Source organism: Paenibacillus sp. W4I10, assembly GCF_030816325.1.
Lineage (GTDB): Bacteria > Bacillota > Bacilli > Paenibacillales > Paenibacillaceae > Paenibacillus > Paenibacillus amylolyticus_B.
In genome coordinates this window covers 5,250,088-5,271,430 of sequence record NZ_JAUSXX010000001.1, presented here as the reverse complement: position 1 = coordinate 5,271,430, position 21,343 = coordinate 5,250,088, and the positions used below count along the sequence as shown (strand labels likewise).

General features: G+C 43.6%; 13 protein-coding genes. 6 read left to right on the top strand and 7 right to left on the bottom strand.

Annotated elements, in window-relative coordinates:
• Nucleotides 1-3,923: 3,923 nt before the first annotated feature.
• Nucleotides 3,924-6,047, bottom strand: coding sequence for a bifunctional metallophosphatase/5'-nucleotidase (locus tag QF049_RS23795; protein ID WP_307541016.1), 2,124 nt, complete (start codon nucleotides 6,045-6,047; stop codon nucleotides 3,924-3,926).
• A gap of 593 nt (nucleotides 6,048-6,640) precedes the next feature.
• Here QF049_RS23795 and QF049_RS23790 point away from each other — a divergent pair.
• A complete protein-coding gene (locus QF049_RS23790) occupies nucleotides 6,641-7,267 on the top strand; it encodes a hypothetical protein (RefSeq protein ID WP_100526853.1) in 627 nt (208 codons plus the stop codon).
• Nucleotides 7,268-7,474: 207 nt separating this feature from the next.
• Here QF049_RS23790 and QF049_RS23785 read toward each other — a convergent pair whose 3' ends face one another.
• The gene (locus QF049_RS23785; RefSeq protein ID WP_307541013.1) at nucleotides 7,475-8,839 is read right to left on the bottom strand and encodes an ABC transporter substrate-binding protein; all 1,365 of its coding nucleotides are present in this window, start codon (nucleotides 8,837-8,839) and stop codon (nucleotides 7,475-7,477) included.
• A 206-nt stretch (nucleotides 8,840-9,045) separates the two neighbouring features.
• Between QF049_RS23785 and QF049_RS23780 the strand changes: the two genes are divergently transcribed.
• The 4 genes from QF049_RS23780 to QF049_RS23765 all read left to right on the top strand — a co-directional run bounded on the left by QF049_RS23780 (nucleotide 9,046) and on the right by QF049_RS23765 (nucleotide 13,479).
• Nucleotides 9,046-9,759, top strand: a complete 714-nt coding sequence (locus QF049_RS23780) for a response regulator transcription factor (RefSeq protein ID WP_105600608.1) — start codon at nucleotides 9,046-9,048, stop codon at nucleotides 9,757-9,759.
• Nucleotides 9,752-11,707, top strand: a complete 1,956-nt coding sequence (locus tag QF049_RS23775) for an ATP-binding protein (RefSeq protein ID WP_307541009.1) — start codon at nucleotides 9,752-9,754, stop codon at nucleotides 11,705-11,707. Before QF049_RS23780 ends, QF049_RS23775 begins: the two co-directional genes overlap by 8 nt.
• Nucleotides 11,708-11,969: 262 nt before the next feature.
• Nucleotides 11,970-12,935, top strand: coding sequence for a YndJ family transporter (locus QF049_RS23770; protein WP_307541007.1), 966 nt, complete (start codon nucleotides 11,970-11,972; stop codon nucleotides 12,933-12,935).
• Nucleotides 12,936-13,026: 91 nt separating this feature from the next.
• Nucleotides 13,027-13,479, top strand: a complete 453-nt coding sequence (locus QF049_RS23765) for a HEAT repeat domain-containing protein (protein WP_307541004.1) — start codon at nucleotides 13,027-13,029, stop codon at nucleotides 13,477-13,479.
• Nucleotides 13,480-13,657: 178 nt separating this feature from the next.
• Here QF049_RS23765 and QF049_RS23760 read toward each other — a convergent pair whose 3' ends face one another.
• Entirely contained in the window at nucleotides 13,658-15,148 is a 1,491-nt protein-coding gene (locus QF049_RS23760; RefSeq protein ID WP_307541002.1) for an aldehyde dehydrogenase family protein, read from the bottom strand.
• Between the two features lie 28 nt (nucleotides 15,149-15,176).
• Nucleotides 15,177-16,262 carry a 5-methyltetrahydropteroyltriglutamate--homocysteine S-methyltransferase gene (locus QF049_RS23755; protein ID WP_307541000.1) on the bottom strand — a complete coding sequence of 362 codons (1,086 nt, stop codon included), beginning with the start codon at nucleotides 16,260-16,262 and terminating at the stop codon, nucleotides 15,177-15,179.
• 276 nt (nucleotides 16,263-16,538) lie between these two features.
• Here QF049_RS23755 and QF049_RS23750 point away from each other — a divergent pair, with 276 nt between their 5' ends.
• Nucleotides 16,539-18,563 (top strand): right-handed parallel beta-helix repeat-containing protein, encoded by a 2,025-nt coding sequence (locus tag QF049_RS23750; protein ID WP_307540998.1) that lies wholly within the window; start codon nucleotides 16,539-16,541, stop codon nucleotides 18,561-18,563.
• A 93-nt stretch (nucleotides 18,564-18,656) separates the two neighbouring features.
• On the opposite strand, the gene QF049_RS23745 is transcribed toward QF049_RS23750, so the two are convergent.
• The 3 genes from QF049_RS23745 to QF049_RS23735 form a co-directional block, all read right to left on the bottom strand.
• On the bottom strand, nucleotides 18,657-19,115 hold the full coding sequence (locus QF049_RS23745; RefSeq protein WP_307543393.1) for a phosphotransferase: 459 nt from the start codon (nucleotides 19,113-19,115) through the stop codon (nucleotides 18,657-18,659).
• A gap of 734 nt (nucleotides 19,116-19,849) precedes the next feature.
• Nucleotides 19,850-20,317, bottom strand: a complete 468-nt coding sequence (locus QF049_RS23740) for a PAS domain S-box protein (protein WP_307540996.1) — start codon at nucleotides 20,315-20,317, stop codon at nucleotides 19,850-19,852.
• 1 nt (nucleotide 20,318) lies between these two features.
• Nucleotides 20,319-21,158: an alpha/beta fold hydrolase gene (locus QF049_RS23735; RefSeq protein WP_307540994.1), complete on the bottom strand. Its 840-nt coding sequence runs from the start codon at nucleotides 21,156-21,158 to the stop codon at nucleotides 20,319-20,321.
• Between the last annotated feature and the right edge of the window lie 185 nt (nucleotides 21,159-21,343).

Here is a 21,343-nt window from a genome sequence, read left to right as displayed (position 1 = left end):
TTAAGTCCCTTGTCTAACGTATCCTGCAAGTAGGCAGTATCCTTCACGGTAAATGGCGTGGCATATTCCACGGTCCACTCCAGCACGCCAGGCGCTGCTTTTTTCACCGTTTTGTTTATGGACTTTGACGGAGGAACGATGACTTTGCGCTGAATGGGCGTCTTGTTATCCCGCTCGACGTCGACTACCGTATCCTCGTCTCCCCATTTGGTATGCAGCTCCGCCTTGTTATATACCGTCTGTTCTGTCTGGCCGGCATCGGCATATTGCTTGAGGGTTTCCGCAGTTGGCCCCGCCTTCACCAAAATCACGTATGGCTGTTCCAGCTTCGCAAAGCTGAATGTCCCCACGTTGCCAGAGGAGGAAAATACTACCAGATTGTCAGAGTCGGCAATAGGCGTGGCAACAGCGCTGACACTTAACCCATAATCGGCTCTTGCTCCTTTATAAATCTCAAATGCTTTCCCCTCGGAATAAGGCTTAAACTCCCAGCCCTCGGGGAGGATGTCGATCACCTGAATATTTTTTGCGACATGCGTGCCGCCATGCTTGGCCATTTCCTCGGTATTAATTCCGTTGGCATTGACCGACAAACGGAAGGTTACCGTGTTGGTCGCCCGGTCATAGGCCGCTCTTGTCCAATAGTCCTTCTCATTTCCGGAGTAGATATAACTGTTGACCTGATTCGGCGCAACATTATCTTCTATGCCGGTTGCCGGGTTCACCGGCTTTGACGCAAAGAGCATCCCTTTGTTCAGCATACCGCTGTTGAAGGCGTTATTGTTCGAACCTGCGCCCATTACATAAGTTCCACCGTCGAACAGAGATACCTGATTGTAAAAATTAGTCGAGTAATTGTGTGCAAAATGCTTCCAGTTCGTCAAGTAAGTATTAAAGGTATACGTATGTACCTTCTCTCCGGTTGTAAGGCCGGTGACGGACAGGATGTCGGCGACTGCCTTGCCATTTTGGGTAATGGTGTAGACTTTTTCGGTTAACCCATCGGCAGAGCTAAAGGAATCTGGCTTATACTGCTGCCAGTATCTTGGGTTTGCCGCATTTTTGGTTCGTATTGCTGTCAAAAGTGCCGAATCCATGGGCGGGCTGACTTGAACGTTATTCCAGTCAATGTCGCTTCCATCTCCGTACACGAGCAGGTCATAGAGGCTGCCGTCCGGCATCGCGTCCATCGGCTTAACGGTCACCTTCCATCCTAAAGTACCTGATGTTAAATCACCGCCGTTGCTTGTCTTGCTCAGGCTATTCGTCGCTTTGGTGACCGTTGCCTGGTCCGTTACCCCGATGTCGTTGTTTTGTCCGTTCCCGTCCGCCTGATCCAGATTCCACTTGGCAGTAGCCTTGTTAGTAAAGCTGGTTTGCGTACCGGTAATGTCGGTGACAATGACCAGCCTCACCGGGCTGTCCACATTTCCGAAGAAATAGACATCGTCTGCGGGCTTCGTCGTAATCGTATTTATATCCGACCATGCATTTGCTTCAGACTTCTGAAACGTTGCCGACTTGAAGGAGAGCCCGGCAGGGATGGCATCCGTTATTGCCAAGTCTTGCAAAGGCTTCCTGTTGTATTTGCCATTATGGTTAACCGTAATGGTCCATGTGATGGTGTTATCCTTGTAGTTCTGCACACCGTCCTTCTGAATCCAGACGGGCTTGAGCGCAACAGTCCACAGATTACTTGCCGTCAGCTCCGTATTGTCCGCTTTCAGCAATTTTACTGCGCTTGGTGCCGTACCGGTTGTCGCACCATTGCTTACTTGTTGTGTAGAGTTGAGATCCCAGCTAATATCATTATATCGATATTGCTTGTAATATTTTTCCTTCGGAATCCAGGTTTCGAAGTTGATGGTTGCCGTATCGCCGATATTGTCAGGGAAGGTGTAGGTCAGCTTGCTCCCATTATAGGTCGGCGTTGCTCCTGCCACAACATTGTTGGCGGCATCCTTTACCTCGAGGGAACCTGTCACATAATTACCTACATTAGTCAAATCATTGGAAAATATCGTTCTGTCCAGCGGCAGCTTGATGTTGACATCGTCCATGTCAGTAGCGGTGACGATCGCTTGCCATTTAACTTTGCCGGCTTGAAAATCAGTGTTGGATATCTCAATCCTGCCTCGTTGCTCCGTATAGCTTACAAGGCTTTCCGTGTTACTGTTGGAACGCAAGTTGATGCTGTACTTCGCTGTAACATCCGGGTTTCCCAGCGTATAGGCGCTTCCGAAAATGGTGATGGGCTTGGTCGTGCCGTAGTCCATGCCCGCCACATCAGCCTTTGCGGTGGTGTCAAAGCGGAAGGAAACGTTCGTCCCCTGGAGGAACAAGCTATCATCGCCGTCAAAAACCACCTTAATGCTGGTGCCGGTGAAATAGGCGGTGCCAAGCTTGTAGTTTAACCCAAACAGGTTAACGGTTAGAGGTATTGTGGCGTTTGTCAAGGTTACGCCCTGAAAGTAATCCGCTTGCTTCAACTCAATGAAGTCGCCTTTTTGGATGTAAGTGTCTGGATCGTTTGCATCCGTGTCACTATCGCTCCGCATCGGCACACGGAGATTTACCGACGTGATTGTAAAAGTCTGCCTGCCGTTGATCTTGTCAACGTTCGGGTCGTATCCAGGGGCTGTAGTAGACTTTATCTCACTCGAAGGAGTTCCTTGGGAAACCGTCAGCGGAAAAGGGGCATTTTTACCCATAAATAAACTCGTCTTATCCGCTGGCTCAGCCGTTAAGGCCATGGGGGCAGAGGCCGGCTCATCATACACCGCCTCCGTTACTGATGGCGGTTCGTCCGCACTCGACGAGTCGGCTACGTCAACAGCCGCCTCGGAACTGCTTGGCGCGCTATCTGCATATGCAGTGAAAGAAAACGCCACCGTCTGCAAAACAAGCATCATTGCCAGGAAGCAAGAGAGTATAGCCTTACCCATGTTGCGTTTTTGTCTCAAGATACCTTTCTCCTCCATTTCCATAACTACTGAAATGTTTAGCGACAGTAAGACCATCCACCCGATCACGCTCAATCGAATAGACATCTTCTACTCGCTTGATCCCAGCAGCCCTTTGCATCATCGAAATCTTGTGGAGTTTCCTCCTTTTTCACCTCCTCCATAGATACCGAATAGGCTTGTTGATAGATGTAGTAGTGCTCTTTTCCTGTTATCTTAGTTTCACTGCGACCTATCATCACAAAATCTTCTCAGGTGTAGGACATCGATAATCGGATATCTACATATACCAGCCTATTATAGTTCTATATCTAATATATAAAATTGAGAATATTTACCTGTATAGTGTATGGTACATGACTTTTTCCGACACCCAAATAACATTCTTTAATATCTTGTTTGACAATGTTGAAAGAGAAAATATCTACTCTTCCAAAATAAATCTTAATATTTATCCAGCTTAGATAGTTGGCTCATGATAACTACACTTTCATCCGAAATTTCCCCACTTTCTTTTTCATAGTTTAAAAAACTAATCTCTACAAAATCTCTACAAACACGACTTGAATAATGGGAACCTAACTATTCGAGGATCTGCTTTAATAGAATAAAGTGATTCTTTGTTGATTTATTGGGAAAAATCATTATTAGAAGGAGCGTATTCCTGAAATGGTCTTAGTGGGTTCGGAAAAAAAAGGGGATTGTGTAAAGACGGGAACCTCTGTACCTCATTGAGTTACTTTCCTGCGACAAACGGGCAGGGTGCAAAATAAAAGTACCACCAACCACAGATTAGTTATAATCATGTAAGCATGTAAAAACATCCTTAATGGGATATAGCATTCTCCTACGATAAACCCTTTCATGAATTCGAGGTTTATCAATAGAAGAAAGCTTATTCTCCAAAAAGGATGTGCTTTCCTGTTTTAATATAAGGTTTGAGATTGAATAAAGTCTAGATTATGAAGCTTTTGCTGCAACCACTTTTTGAATTAAAGCTTTGGCATCGCTATTAGAAAGACCTTGTTTCGGTTGAAGCGAGTTTTTGTCTGTTGCACCAAAAATACCTTTTTCAATCAGTTTTGCCATAGGCTTAATTGCATAGGCAGACACGGATTTCCCATCGTCGAAACTAGCAATGATCGTAGCAGCATCTTTATCAGAAGCTGGATTGTTTAACAACTTAGCTATGATTGTAGCGGCTTCCTCACGAGTGATATCCCGATCAGGATAGAAGTTTCCACCATAACCTTGAATGAATCCAGCATGCATAGCTTCAGCAATCGCATCTGCATATGCAGCATTAGCTGCAACATCCTTGAATGCAGGTGCTGTAGCTACTTCGTTAAGTTTCAACATGTCGACCAGAGCACTTACAAATTCAGCACGAGAAATGACTTCTGTTGTTACGGGAGTTTCTGTTGGCTCGGTAGATGCAGCCAGGTTTGTGATACGTCCTTCATTTTTAGCTTCGATGCTACCGCCTTTATACGTATCTACGATGTATTGGTAGAATACATCCAGATCGATAGGACCTGCCAGGGATGATTTAGCATCCAGCAGCACTTTATAGTTATCTCCGCCTGCAGCCATAAAGTTATTAACTACAGCCGTATATGTTTTTGCAGGATCAATCGCTGTGCCATCTTCAAGACTAAGACCCGTTATGCGCTCTGCAACTGGCTTGTTGAAATCTGCAGCATACTTCAAACCAGAGATTTGGAGTGTTTTGGTATTAGGTGTACCGTCAGCATTGGTACCCCATTGCTGCTGCAACAAGGTTTTAACCTGTTCGCCAGTCAGCTCAAGTTTTACTAGAGTATTACCAAACGGTTGGATTTTGGCAAGATCAGCAAAGGTCACATCGCCTTGTGGCAGATCCGCACGAATACCGCCTGGATTCATAAATGCAAAGTCAGCAGCACTTGCCTTATCCCCAAAGTCTGCTTCACGCATTGAATCTGCAATGAGGTTACCAAGAGGGGCTTCGTTATTATAAGCATCTGTACGGGTAACAGAACCATCCGTTGTACCTACTGGCTTTGTCAGCTCAGGATGCTTGTCTAATGATTTTTTAATAATAGCTAAAGATTCAGGGTCTTCTTTTACACCCTCTTGAAAAGTCGTTGTAACAGTCGCTGATTTTTCAGTTACATCCCCGGTGGCAGGATCAATCATCAGCTTGATATCTTCAAACGCCGTACCATAGGAATAAGCCTGAACGATCAACTTTCCATTCACTACACCGTTAGCCAAAGCATGATTGTCACCTGCAACGATAACGTCAACAGGGGAGTCCGCCGGTAAAGCTTTTGCCAGGTCGGCTGCTTCTCCAGTGGTTACGCCTTCTTTGGTTGTTGCTGGATCATGTGCCAAAACAATGATCGTTTCTACACCCTTATCTTGCAATTCTTTTGCATATTTATTAACGGCTTCAACTTCTTCTTCTACGCTTAAGAAGCGCACACCAGCGGTACCCGACGGGGATACTTTAGCAGGAGTGGACTTCGTCACTAGTCCGATGAATCCAATTTTGACTCCGCCCACTTCTTTAATCACATAGGGCTGAATCAATGTTTTTCCTGTGGCAGTTTCAATCACGTTTGCATTGACGTAATCAAATTTTGCACCTGCATGCGTTACCTTGCCTTCTTTTGGATCAAGGCCACCAAAGATCTGTGCCTTTAAAGCAGCGACACCTTGGTCGAATTCATGATTCCCTAAGGACCCTACATCAAAGCCCATCATATTCATCCATTCCATGGTAGGCTCGTCACGATCCAAAGATGAGGCTGGAGCAGATGCACCAACAGAGTCTCCATTATGGAAGAGTAGGGAGTGTTCATATTTGGCTTGAGCCTCTTTGAGATAGGTTGCTAGAATTGGAGCCGTTCCTGCCTTCTTATCACCCACGATTGATGTGGTATCTAACTGACCGTGGAAATCATTGATTCCAATCAAGTGTACTTCTACATCGTTACCTGCGGCAGAGACAGAACCCGCTGCGCCCAATAGTTGCGTGAGTAATAGTGCGGCAGTAGCTACACGCAGTGTGCTTTTGCCCAAAACTTTTTTCCAAAACATGAATGAAAAAACCCCTCTCCAATTTTAGATCCTGAGATATTTTACCATAGTTCAATTCATAAAAATCATTAAATATATAAAATTGATGTAAAAAAGTTGGGAGATTGATAGAGGAGATGAATACCTATGTCTCGAGCTGCACCAAAATTAGTGTTTAGCTTCAATTTATTCAAGCGAATAATAGGTTTTTTTCTAGCTCAGGAGACGAGAAGTTATGACGCATTGGACGTAAGTGATAGATTCAAAATTTCATATAGAAAAATATGGATTTTATATTTTTTGTTGCTATAATGGAAAATAAAGTATTTATTCTCACCTGATGATACAACTCCGCTACTACAGACCACTTAGCTTCCATCTCCTAAAACACACAAATCCCATTACATAATATGTATCAAAGATTCTCACACTTTCTATTAAAGGAGGTGGCCGTTGGGAGCATTTTAGATCTTAGTTCCCGTTTTACACCAGATGGGGACGTGTTACATCACCGCTTCTGACTGAATGCAACGTAGAAACATGCAATAGCTGTAAGGATTTGTTGTTCTATGCATTTAACTTTAACCATTATAAGAAAAATAGGAGCGTGTCTAATGAACAAACGACTTTTTCCCAGATCTTTTCGCATTCTTATGGCTTGCTTGTTGATTCTTGCATTTGCCGTACCAGCAACAGCTTCTGCTGGATATCTTGGTGATAAGCTCACGATCGGCCAAAGCATGGCGAAGGGTGACTATCTCACCTCCCAAGATGGTAGATTTTCAGCGATATGGCAGAATGACGGGAATTTTGTCATCTATCAGAATGGTTCTTCTCTTTGGAGTAGCGGTACCAGTAACAGTGGGGCTCTTTCGTTCAAGTTTGAACCACAATACGGGAAACCCGTCATGTATAAATATGGAATGAAATATCAAGATGTGTACCAATATGGCTATCGCTATGGTTTCAACCCGGCTACAGGAAAATTCGAATATTACACCGGGTGGGGATGGGATAAAGTTTTGATGATTGATACTTCTGTACAGGTAGCTGCTTGGTCTCCCAATACCACCTCATGGATTCCAGGTCATCACGGGAGCAGCTTACCAGCTAACACAACGGGTGACACACTAGTCATGCAAAGTGATGGCAATTTAGTTCTGTATAACACAACGCTGACCAATAGCAATTATCCGAACAGTTGGATTCCTGTCTGGGCTTCGAATACGGGCGGGCGCTAAAAGAGAAGAGAACTGGAACGGAATGAACTAAAGTACGATGGAGAGCTGCGTGATACGCGGCTCTTTTTTGTTTTTCGAGGAAGTTGATAGACCCATCACTTAACAAAAAGAGGCCACCCAGTAAAAACGGCTGACCTCTATACATAACGTCGTATGAACTGTCCCGATCTCTATATTTCGGGGAATTATAAAAGGCTAGAGATTCTATTACTTTGCCGCCTGAGCCTTTTTCAATTTATCAGCAACGGCTTGAGTGTTGGATTGGATAGCAGAAGTTGCTTTGTCCAATGTTTTCTTCCCGTTTGCTACCTGTGTCAATTCTTTCAATACAATTGACCGAAATCTCAATTCAAAATTTGGCGACTTGTTCATGAGAACATAACTTGTTATCGATGAATCCAGATTAGGTTTTAATTTGTAGAATGCATCCAACTTGTAACCGGAGTACTCTTTAATCATGCGAGATAGAGGAGCACCGATACTATTATTCGAGTTCTTGGGTTTATAGTATTCATTAGCGTATTCTTCTCCATTGAAATATTTGATGAAATCCCAAGCAGCATCAACATGAGATGCGCCTGCTGGAATCGCGAATATCTCATGAATATATACGTTGCCTGTTGATTTTCGGTCCTTAGCCGCAGGGCCGGCAGCAATACCAAGTGTAAAAGGTTTGTAATTCTTCACACTATTTTTTGCTGCTTGCAGGGACTGCAACTGACTAATAGAGGCTACTTTCATAGCAGATCGTCCCATAATGAACGAATTACTTTCCAAGTAACTTTTGCCGGACAGACTGATCAGCTCGTCAAGTACTCCGGACTTCGTTGCCTCACTCGATAGACGATAAGCATTTTTCCATGCAGTTGTATTTGCAGTAGCCTTTAGGGTGTTTGGATCCAAGTACGTTAATCCTTCTGTTCTGGCGATATCCATTACCAAATTGCTGGATCCAAAGGAGCTTAGGCCCCAAATTCGGGAGTTCTTATCTCCCTTGGTTGGGAATTTCTTAGCAAGATTCAATATCTCTTCCCATGTCATCCCATCCGTTGGTGTTTTAACATTGTACTTTTTAAATAAATCAGCATTATAAAGGAGAGCGTACGAATCCGCTTTTGGGCTTAACCCATAAAGTTTGCCACCGCCTTGTTCCTTCAATTCATCAAGCAAGCCGGGGTATAACGTTGTCGTGTCATACGTGTCTCGTTTAATTAAAGGTTCTAAATCAACCAGTTTTTTATCTTTAGACATTTGTTGGTATTGGTAAGGGGGTAGCATCACAAGATCCGGTGAATACTTTTGGATGGCCCCCTTGTAATCCCTAATCGCTTCCATACCTCCAGGTGTAACTACTTCAATATTTACATTCGGGTACTTCTGACTAAACAGATCTCCATATGTCATTTTGAAATCATCTTCATTCCAGTACAATACTTTTAAAGTACGTGTCGAATCTGCCTCGTTGTCCGAATTTGCAAAAACTTGCTTGCCTGTGCTAAAAACGGTTGAAATACCGATTAACATCACACTTAGACTAACAAGCATGGCCTTCCGTAATACCTTATGCTTCAAAAATAAAACCTCCACTCATGTATTGTTCAAACGATTATTCGCTTGTGTTGTACTCAGTATAGAAGTGAAAGCTTATCATCTCACTACCGAACTTCTTATCATTTCCTTAAATCATCCTGACGTTATTCAATGCATAAGAAAATATCGCTTATAATTATCGTGCTACTCTTCAATTTAAGGGAGATACAGGAATCAAGGGAGGATCTATGGCGGAAAGCACAATTCTAATGGTGGATGATGAAGCGGAAATTATCCAATTAATGAGTATTTATTTCAATAACGAAGGTTACAAGCTTCTGCAAGCAGCAAATGGGATGGAGGCGCTGAAGATTCTGCAGACCAAGCAAGTTGATCTAATTGTACTGGATCTAATGATGCCCAAGATGGATGGTTTGCAAGCGTGTATGAAAATACGAGAGACGAATCCAATTCCCATCATTATGCTGTCCGCTAAAAGCCAAGATATCGATAAAATATCAGGCCTCAGCATCGGCGCAGATGACTACGTAACCAAACCATTCAACCCGCTCGAGCTGATCGCACGGATCAAGTCGCAGCTTCGAAGAATGAACCAGTTCAACTCCGTTTTGGGCAATGCGAACGAAATACATATCGAAAACGTAGTGATTAATAATGCATCCCACACGGTAACGGTCGATCAGCAGGAAATCAAATTGACTCCCCGCGAGTTCGCGCTCCTTCATATGCTGGCTGTCAATAGAGGGATGGTGCTGAGTATGGATCGCATCTACGAAGAAGTCTGGAACGAGCCTTTTATGGAGTCGAAGAATAGCGTCATGGTTCATATCCGTAAGCTCCGTGAGAAGATAGAATCCAATCCACGTGAACCGCGGATCATTAAAACCGTGTGGGGGATTGGATACAAAATCGAAAGCGATTTAAAAGCAAGGGGTGAGTAGGATCCAACCACAGTGGCTGTATACGATTCGGTGGAGATTAATGCTGATCATGGTTGCAAGCCTGGTTTTAACAGGCGCAGCTATTTTTTTGGGGTATGTCATGGCGGGAGCGCTGCAAAAAATTGAATATGTGGCTGTCCCGATTAATTGGCTCATTGAGTATGCCGGGTCCGTTCGCGTGATGATCATAACCGGTATCGTTCTATTCCCCATTACTTTCTTCCTTGCAAGCCTCCGTTTGGTTCGGGATTTACATGAAATTAACACCGGATTGCAGGAAATATCGGCAGGGCGGTTCGGGCAAGTTGTAAGGGTTAAGGGTAAGGATGAGTTAAGCGTCATCGCGGAGAGTATGAATCAATTGAGCAGCGAATGGGATCATTATCTTGCGGAAATCACACGCGGTCTGGGGGAGATTGCGAGCGGGCAGTTTGACCATCAAATCCCGGAAATTGCCGATCATCAACTGGGAGAGGTAGCACTCAGCATCAACCGTATGAGCATGCAGTTGAAGCATTCGATTGCAGAGGAACGCAAGGCGGAAAAGACCAAAAATGATCTGATCACCGGTGTATCTCATGACCTGCGAACTCCTCTGACCTCGATTCTCGGTTTTCTCGAAGTCATTGAGAACGATCGTTATCAGGATGAGGTGGAGATGCGTTATTACGTCAACATTGCATATGAGAAATCTTTGGCGCTTCAGCGATTGATCGACGAATTATTCGAATATACACGGGTCAACAACGGCATGCCTCTGGAACTCAGCGAGCTTAATATGACCGGGTTAATTGGCCAGCTTGCCGAAGAATTCGTACCGATTACCGAGAGTGCAGGCATGGAAATTAGGCTGAACGTCCAAGAGGGAGACTTCAAAATTCAAGCGGACGGGGCATTGTTGGTACGGGCTTACGAGAATATACTCGCCAATGCCATCCAGTACGGGCAGACGGGCAAATATATCGATATTGATATTGCACAAGATGGAGATATGCTAGTTGTGCGAATCCAAAACTATGGAGTCCCCATTCCCGAGCGGGATTTACCCTTTATTTTCGATCGTTTCTACCGCGTAGACAGCTCCAGGTCGAAGCAGACCGGAGGTACAGGTCTCGGTCTCGCCATAACAAAAAGTATTGTCGAGGTGCACGGAGGAGGCATCACTGCGCACAGCAACAAAAAGGCAACCTGGTTTGAAACACGGTTATCGAGGTTCGGACCTAATCAGACGCAAGTGGCTGTTGCGGAAGAAGTTCAAAACGAAATCAATCGGTTACCGACCGTGCTTCCGGAACAAGACCTTTTACCAAAACAAAGAATATTTCCTTGGCTTCGACACCTGTCTCTCTCCAGGATAGCTGCTGTACCCATGATCTTGCTGCTCGTCTGTGCAGTGGTACTATTCAGTATGAAGAATTCATTTACCTCTAATCTCGTGGTGAAGTTGCCTTCCATCTTCTCTGAAAATGACGATTCAACGTTGACGTCAACAAGCGGAAATAACGAGATGGCTTTAATAACAGGCAAGACAGACAAAGGCTATACACTTCTCATTCATGATTACCTTTTCGACGGTCAGAGCCTGAGTATCCAATACTCAATGAAGCATTCTAACCAGATATCGGAGTTGCAGTGGGTGAAAAAAAAATCGGTCAAGCCAACTTTTACTTTGGATGCTTCTACGATAAAGGCGGTTCCCGGCATCGCCACGGATTCAGGTGTAGTTTTGGCCAAAAACGGAACTATCCGATTTCACTTTACTGGGAGCTCGCCACCTCCAGATCAGTTCCTGTTGAGGATCAACGTAAACCAGTTAATCCTATCCGATGGCCCGGGTCAGCAGGATCTGCTCTCCGGAGACTGGAGCTTCGAAATTCCTGTGAAGAAAAATTATGAACGAAAAGCTAATGGTCAAAGCGCACCCTTACAGGATTCAATTGATTCTTGAAATTAATATTACATTTCAGTACCACTGAATTACAATAAGAGTATCGCCGGACAGACCTAGTAAAGGAAATCAGTATCAGCATGTTTAACCCTACAATATTAAGCGAGGAAGAAATTATATTCTTATTCATTCGATACCACAGATCCTTTTCCTTTACTAAAGCACTGTTTCATAATATATCCAGCTTTCGTCTTCTTGGGAAAATCATAGTACTGATCGGCAGGCAGATCTTACGATAAACGTAGGTTAGAAAGGAAACGCCATGAACACTTCCTTGAAGAAAATCATGAAATCACCCGTATTTCCCGGTGGAATCATAACCATTCTGATATTTTATCTTGATTACTTTCAATTCGAACTTGTTGAAAAATTTCTACTGTTTGCGGCTTTCGTCATTGTGCCTCTTGTGATTTCGCTTTTGAACCATGACGTAAAAAGTAAACATCAACGAATGATATATGCTGCTATGAAATGGCTTCAATTTCCCGCTGCGCTTCTTACTCTCGCCTCGGTAATGAGTAGCAGGATGTGGGGGTTAGAAAGTACGGCAATCCCAGGAACTCTATCCCTTGGGTGGCTACTGTTCACCCTGCTGCTTGGCATCTATGGCTTGACCACGATTGTGAGCTCTAAAGGAAAAGCAGCAGAAGTAGCGATTGGCGCGGGGCTCGTTTATTTTTTTATCGGGGGCATTTGGTTTACCTTATATCAATATCAATTGGACCTCTTCCAAGCTAATCCTGCAACGCACGCGTTAAGCTCGCTCCACTTTCATTTCTCATCTGCTATCGTTCCAATTTTTATTGGTGCACTGGGACGCATCATGACGAAGAAAAGCTGGTATCCCTGGGTTGTTGCCATCGATATCATCGGACCCATATTGATTGCTGTTGGTATGATTTTCTCCAAGCCAATTGAGTACATTGGTGTCACTTTGTTCGCCTGTAATATTGTGGTTTACACCGCTTATCTCCTTACTTACTTGAGAAAAAACGCTTTGGATATTAAGGCAACCATCTTTTTAGGCCTTTCTTGCCTAGCCTTTTACACAGTGGTTGTTATTTCCATCTTCTATCCGTTACTGAAAAATATGTACTCCTTAACCATACTCGATTTTATTCCCATTTACGGATCTCTGTATGCGTTTGGTTTTGTTTTATGTGGACTGATTGGTTGGGTGTACACAGTAGACTTCATTAAGGAAACGGCTAGCCAATCGGCTTCATAGGAGTAGTTTAGTCAGGTTCGTGCTATAATAGTGATCACATAAATAACATTCATCATTCTGCCGAGATGGCGATGATTAAGGAGATTAAATTTTGACGAACAACCATGATACTGGAGCAGTTAACCAACTACCGGAAAACTTTGAAGAGCTCAAACGAGCGGCTAATCGGACGTCAAGCTGGAGAGACAGACTGAATGCGGTGAACGAATTGGGGAACTGGAATACAGAACCTACCATTAAGTTGCTGCAGCATGTTTTGAAAAATGATCAAGTATTCCAGGTGCGTGAAGCCGCATATCACAAGCTGAAGCAGTTGGATGAAGATGTACAAATGCCTGCCAAAAACAAAGGCGAGCTTTTTAAAGGTACTAACAAAATTTTGCTGCGGATTAAAAAAAGCCTTCCTGAAGGTCACACATTTGAGGAATTTAAGGAAAAATTGCAAAAGACACGTCTGGATCTCTATGATACTTACGAGGGCGACAAAGATGCTGAGTTCGACTCCTGGCTCCATGGCATCTGGGAGACACTAGGTAGAAGATAGCCGCCGTTCACCGTATAATAGCTGAATACAAAGCCACTCCAAAAATGGAGTGGCTTCTTTATTTCTTTTTATTTTGATTACCACCAGATTTCATCTCACTCTTTAGCACTTTGAAGTAGCCTACATTCAATTTCACATACACATTCCCTGTATGATGAGAAGTTGTGTGCTATAAGATTTATTCTGGTATATAAGGAAGATCCAGTGTCTTCGGAACGTTGATGACATGCTTTTCTGTATACGTGCGGATACCTTCCGCGCCGTATTCACGGCCAATACCCGATTGCTTGAAGCCACCGAAAGGGAACCGAACGTCGAGCCCCTGCACAGCAGCGGTATTGATCATGGTCGTTCCAGCTTCGAGTTGACGTGCGACGGAGATGGCATCCTCTTCTTTCCCCCACACAGAACTCGTCAATCCATATATGCTTTCATTGTGTAGATGAATAACCTGCTCTTCATCGTCAAATGGCAGAATCGGAACCGTAGGGCCAAACTGTTCCTCTACGACAATCGGATCATGAACATCGCAACCTAAAACAAGCGTAGGTTGTAGGTAGTAACCTTGGTCAAACAGCTTCTGATCCAGAATTTGACCGAGAGGGATGACCTTAGCCCCGCGCTTTTGCGCATCTTCAACCAAACTAAGCACAACATTTTTCTGCTTCAGGTTATTAACCGGACCTACCGTCGTATTTGAATCAAATGGATCACCAATTCGAATCCAGCGATTCGCCGCCTCTATATATTTTTCCACAAACTCATCATAAATAGAACGGTGTACATACACACGTTTGGCGATCATACAGATCTGGCCTGCTGTCAAGAAATTAGAAATGACAATCCGGCGCATGGCTCGCTCATCATGAACATCAAAGCTTTCCAAGAAGATTGCCGCATCATTACCACCAAGCTCAAGCGTCATATCCTTAATCGTTTCCGAAGCAGCTCTGATAATATGCTTAGCGGTCGCGGTTCCACCTGTAAAGGCGATCTTCGTAACAAGAGGATTACTAGTCAGTTCAACGCCCACATCCGCATCACCATGAACGACATTAATTACACCAGCCGGGAACTCACTCGCAATAATCTCGGCCACTTTCGCTGCAGCCAGTGGCGCAAATGGACTGGGTTTAAGTACAATCGTGTTGCCCGCAAGTAAGGCAGGAGCAATCTTAATCGTAGATAAAGCAATGGGGTAGTTCCATGGACTAATCGCTGCTACCACACCCATTGGATCATAGGAAAGAATCGTTTTACCATTCTCATGCTCTTTGATCTCTTCTTGTAGAGCCGAAGTAACTTCATTACAAGCAAACTCCATCCACATTAACGAAACATAAATTTCACCGTGTGCATCATACAGCGGCTTGCCATGCTCTCTGGACAGCAAATGCACAATTTCACTCTCAGCTGTTCTAATCTTCTCGATCGCCTTGCGCATCATCATAATGCGTTCATCAATGGAGGTCTGCTTCCAGGTTTTATAAGCCACTGCCGCCGCTTCAATTGCTTCAACTGCTTGTTCTCTCGTTGTGACAGGGAAATAGCCTACAATCTCGGTTGGGTTGGCCGGATTTTCTTTTGCTAACTGCGAAAGGGATTTTACATTTTGACCATTAATGAAAGCTTCAACAATAATTGTCTCTTGGTCTGCTTGGATCGTCATTTTACATCCCCTCCGTTATTTAAATGCATTAATTCCAAACTTCTTCTGCAATTTCCTTAACGTAACGAAGCTTACGCCATTGTTGTTCTTCCGTTAAAATATTGCCTTCTTCTGTAGACGAAAAACCACATTGCGGGCTCAAACATAGTTGCTCAAGTGGTACATAGGTTGCCGCCTCTGCAATCCGAGCTTTAATTTGTTCTTTATCCTCTAACTCGCCTGTTTTTGATGTGAGTAAACCAAGCACGATTTTCAAATCTGTTCGATTCACATATTGTAATGGCTCGAAGCCACCTGAACGCTCATCATCAAATTCCAGGAATAATCCATCTACGTTTAACCCTCCAAAGATAACTTCAGAAGCATACTCGTAACCACCCGTTGAGAAATAATTTGATTTATAATTACCACGACAAATATGCATCGTCACAACTAAATCTGCCGGTTTATGAGCCAAAGTCTCGTTAATCATTCGCTGCATCGTTTTCAACTCTTCTGCCGGTTCCAGACCTTTGGCACGCAGCTTATCGTGACCAGCTTCTGAGAATAGGTCTGCCCAAGCGGTATCATCTAATTGCAGATATCGACATCCCGCATCATAGAAAGCTTGAATGGCTTTTTGATACGCCGCAATTGTATCCTGAAGGAATTGCTCCCGGTCCGTATAGATATTGGCTCCATTTTCCAATCGATATAGAAGCATGTTGGGACTTGGAATGGTCTGTTTCGCCACTGCGTCACCTGCACGCTTTTTCAAAAACTCAAAATCCTGAACAAAAGGATGACTCGAGAAATCAACTTTACCAACAACACGAATCCCGCCCTTACGCGTTTGCATATTATGGAATTTCGGTCCGTCTATTTGCTCATACAACTCTACGCCATCCAAGCCGCCCAGAAAATCAAAATGCCACCAACTTCTGCGGAATTCACCATCCGTAACTGCCAATACGCCATTTTCCTTTTGCTTTTCAATAATTCGAATAATCTCTTTATCTTCCACAGCTCTTAATTCCTCATATGTGATGTTACCTGATTTATATTGTTCACGTGCCTTGCTTAAGTTCGCAGGACGTAGAAAGCTACCTACATGATCATTACGAAATGGTATCATAACTATTTCTCCTTCTAACTTTTTAGTCTAATGAGTATAGCATGTTGAAAAGGAATGCTTGTTATATGAAAAATGCATGGCTGGTTATAGCTTTTAATAATAGCTAGAAGACTTTAATACGCAAAAATCTATAACTTCATAGGGTAGTAAATTTGGTTTTACCTTTTATCAATATCAATTTAGGCTAACATACACCTTCCTATCTCTGCCATTATAATTATTTTCTAGTATAATAACGGGATACAACAAACATTTTATAATAGAAGGAGAGTTGTTATGGAATATCATGTGTCCAACCATGGGAATGATCAAGGAAAAGGAACAGCAGATCAGCCCCTTCGTACCATATCACGCGCTGCGGCTTATGCCATGGCTGGTGATACAGTTATTGTTCATGCGGGAGTATACAGAGAGTGGGTTAACCCGGCTAATGGAGGAACAGCGGAGCATAGAATCGTATATCGATCCGCAGGAGACGGGGAAGTCGTGATTACAGGAGCTGAGCGGATTACCAACTGGAAGTCTGAAGGAAACCATGTCTGGAGCACAGAAGTGCTCAATTCCCTCTTTTCCGTTCGTAATCCCTATGAGGTAGAGCTCAGTGGAGACTGGTTATTTGACGGGTCCTTCCCAATTCATCTCGGCGATGTCTATTTGGATGGCAAATCATTGTATGAATGCGATAGTATTGAAAGCGTTAACAACCCTGAAGTTTGGTCCGAAGCCAAGTATCCCAAGGATTCATTGTTAAAATGGTATGCCGAGGTTGGTTCTACGACAACAAAAATCTGGGCCAACTTTGGTGGAAAAGACCCTCGTAAGGAAAATGTAGAAATTAATGTACGTCCTTATTGCTTCTGGCCTGAGAAACCGGGACTTAACTATATCACCGTGAGTGGCTTCACACTTCGTCAAGCCTCTCCTCAATGGGCACCACCTACGGACTATCAGGAAGGTTTGATTGGACCTCACTGGAGTAAGGGCTGGATTATTGAGAACAATATCATCAGTGAATCCAAATGCGTTGGTATTAGCCTGGGTACCGAAATCGGTACAGGTCACACCAAGTCTTTGGAAAAGCATAGTAAAGGCGGTACTCAACGCGAGCAGGAGGTTATTTTACGAGCATTACGCTCCGGCTGGCATAAGGATAACGTCGGCAGTCACATCGTTCGAGGTAATGTGATTCATGATTGTGAACAGGCAGGTATTGTGGGTCATATGGGAGCAGCCTTCAGCCGCATTTATCAGAACCGTATCTATAATATTCATCATAAACGACTCAGACATGGTGCCGAAGTAGCGGGAATTAAGCTACACGCTTCCCTGGATACTCAGATTAGTGAAAATATAATGTATAGCTGTTACCGAGCGCTTTGGCTGGACTGGCAGGCACAGGGGACTCGCATCAGCCGCAATGTATTTTTTGACAATCTTTCGGAAGATCTCTTCGTTGAGGTTTGCCATGGTCCTTATATGGTCGATCACAACCTATTTCTCTCTCCGATGAATTTCAGAAATATGGCTCAGGGCGGGGCATTTGCTCATAATTTATTTGCAGGCCGATTTGTCGTTCGTTCCGAGATTACCCGTATTACCCCATATCACTTCCCTCACGAGACGGCCATGGCCGGATACTCCAATATCACGGGGGGCGATGACAGGTACTACAATAATATCTTTTTGGGTGATAACGATGAGAATAAAGAACCCGTTCCTATTACCTTCTTTGAGCATCTTCCCCTTAAACCAAGAGATGAAGTTGGAGCGGATGGGAAGACGGTCATGGATGGTGTTCCGGACAATTCCATATGTTATCTGCATGCTGTGGGACTTGGCGGCTACGATCAACATCCTGATGTGAAAGATAAGAAATGGTGGGAATACACTAAAGAGGAGCTTATGGAGCTTGGCGATGCAGCGAAGGATTTCTTTATCGGCAATGCCGTTCTTCCGGTAGCTATGGGTGGAAATGTATATCTTAACCATGCGGTTCCAAGTACTCATGAATCGAGTGCGAAGATATATGCAGAGAAGGGCATGAACGTTGAGATTGATCCCGCGCTTGGTAAGGTGCACATTCAGATCAATGATCCCGAATTGCTTCGGGGAACCTCTGCCTTGTTGATTACTACGGACCTGCTTGGAAAGACGTATCACGCCAACATGAAGTATGAGGAACCAGACAGCAGTCCATATCATTTTGACTCCGATTTCTACGGAACAAAGAGACCCGATGCAGATGTCACACCAGGTCCCTTTGAATTAACCGAAAAGGGTACGATTGATTTTGAAATTTAAGTTTATTCTTGAGGATCCAGTCATGATTTTAGGTGATTGGATCCTCTTTGTGTGTAAATCCTCTATTCCGCTAATTGTGACAGGGTTCACCGGTTAACTCAAAAAGTCCATATCAATATAAGGAGTGTTATTTAATAAATTTTCATAGTAGAAGCGTCGGGCTTGCTCATACCATTCAGTCCAATCAGGAGCGTTAAAGTCTCTGCTTCTATAGAGCGCAGCTAAAACTCTAGCTTGCCTTAAATTTATAAATAGTGGAACTTTGTTTAACTGGCTTTGGCTTACAGTGTATTCCTTGCAATAGCCATTTAAGAAGTTGAAATAGTACCGTTTTGCAATCTCCTTTCTCGCATCTCCAGACACAACCCAAGGAATTGGGATTTCATAAAATAATGGTGTAGCAATATCAGAAACAAACCAGCTATATTCCACCTCATCATAGTCAATAATAAAGGCTTTGTCCCCATCATTAAGATAATTGCCAGGGCTGATATCCCCATGAATAAGACCATATGTATTTTTTTCCTTGGGAAGGGCGCTACATGATGAAATCTAGTTCCGCTCTTGTTAATAATTCATTTCGATGTGTGACATGCGTAATTCTTAAAATGACTTCTCTATTTCTAACGACGCCAGAATAAACGAAATTTTGAAACCCATTGTGGTAGGGTTCACCGTATCATAAGTAGGGGGAAGTTTGACTAGGGTAGTTACTTGGGTAAACCAATGATGTTATCTATCAAAACGCACTTAAATTCCTTTTTCAAATTTACTACAACTCTGTTCTTATGCTTGAATTTTGTTGCTGTTTAAAAATATTACTCCTACGGTAACCATGAACTCGCGAAATAAGAACATCCTTATCAGTTATGTACAGTTCTGTCCCATATTTCGATTGTTTAATATCTTTTATCCAATCCTTATATTCACAACCTGTTTCCTTATGTATTCTTTGAAAATATTTTTTTATAAAAAATGAACGAAGTATTTAAACTTGCTTGTAGCTGTATAATTAAAACTTAGTATTTTATCAAATTTGTCGTTTTGTATGTCTGGAAGTATATACTCAATATTTATTCTTCCAATACAATCTTCAAGGAATATTTCCAAACTTAAACTTCCGTGTGGCATGACATTAATTAAATATGCTCTATCATTGTCGAACCTTACCACTACTACGGATTTCTTTAAGGAAAAAGCCGCCATATCGGCGGCGGCTGCTCCGGTTATATTCTAGGATTACCAACTTGCCAACGTGTAAGTGCATGAATAAGAAGCGATAAGAGTTAGACCTCGGGATTAAATAATGATGCAAGTTCTTCCTTCTTGTTTTCAAGCTCCTGTTCAATCCGCTGCAGCTCAAATTGCGCCTTCCGATAAGCACTCTCAGCTTGTTCAATCTGCTGTTCGTACTCCTTCCTGCCCAATATGGGAATTAAGACACAGTCGTGGAACGTTTCGTCTTCCCGCTCTCGAAGCACAGCGTTTAGAAGAACGGGAAGTGTTCCGCCGCTGCCTGTTTTCATCATTAAATACATTTCATCCACGTGGCGATTAAGATTAATCAACGGCAAAAAGTAAATCCGAAAGAAAATTTGGCTGGACCGGGTTAATAGGGATTCAAAGCTGGTGCCTATTACCCCTTGTTTTTCATATTGTAACAAGTGACAAAAGGTAGCGTTGACGGTGCGGATCGTCCGATTTTGATCCATCGATAAGTAACCGCAGGGAGCAAGATCCAACCGTTCGTCCATTTTACGTATGCAGCTCGCTTTCCTGTCTCAATTCCATTGAGGCGAAATATTCACTGATGAGGCAAATAGTTTCATCCGGATGGCTCAGGTGCGGACAATGACCCGTTGCATCCATCAGTCGAAACTCGCTCCCCTTCATCTGCTGATGAACGTAAGCACCAGCTTCCAACGGAGCGATCATATCATCAGAGCATTGCAGGATCAATGATGGCACCACTACCTTGCCGAGTTCGTTACGGTAATCAGAGAGAAAAGTTGCTTCCGCAAAATGGCGGGCTATCTTGGGGTCGGTTGCGCAAAAACTCGTTTCCAGCTCCTCCGATAGTTCCGGCCGGTCTGTGTTTCCCATAATAACAGGAGCCAGATAATTCGCCCATCCTTGAAAGTTCATATTCATCATATCCAATAAAGCCACTAAATCTTCCCGTTCAAACCCGCCGATGTAATCCGGCAGATCATTCATATAGCGTGCAGAAGGACCTATCAGAACAAGCCGCTCAAAGTAATCCGGCCTTTGAATAGATGCCAGCATACCGATCGTTGCACCGACGGAGTGACCGACCAGAATGGCATCCTGCAATCCTAGTGCTGAACAAATGTCCAAGATATCCTGGGCATAACCGTTCAGGTCATAATAACGAGATGAGTCATAAGCTTGAATATCGGACCTTCCCGAACCCACGAAGTCAAACAATATCACCTTGTACTTCTCTTCGAAAGCAGGTACGACAAAGCGCCACATATTCTGATCACAGCCAAAGCCGTGAGCAAATATAAGAGCCTTCGAACCATAGCCGGTTACCTTGACGTTGTTTCGGATGAGAATCTGTTGGCTATCCATTGTCTTTTCCTCCTCATTGCGATGAACTCTAGCTCTAAACGTACATTATACCACTATATCAAGATTTATAATGTAACTCTAAAGCCCTAGTAGTTGCTTGGCTCCTCACGTGTACCAATCCACTAGTTGAATAAGCATACTGTTCTCACCAAGCCACTTTACCACTCCGGGAATCATTTCTCGCC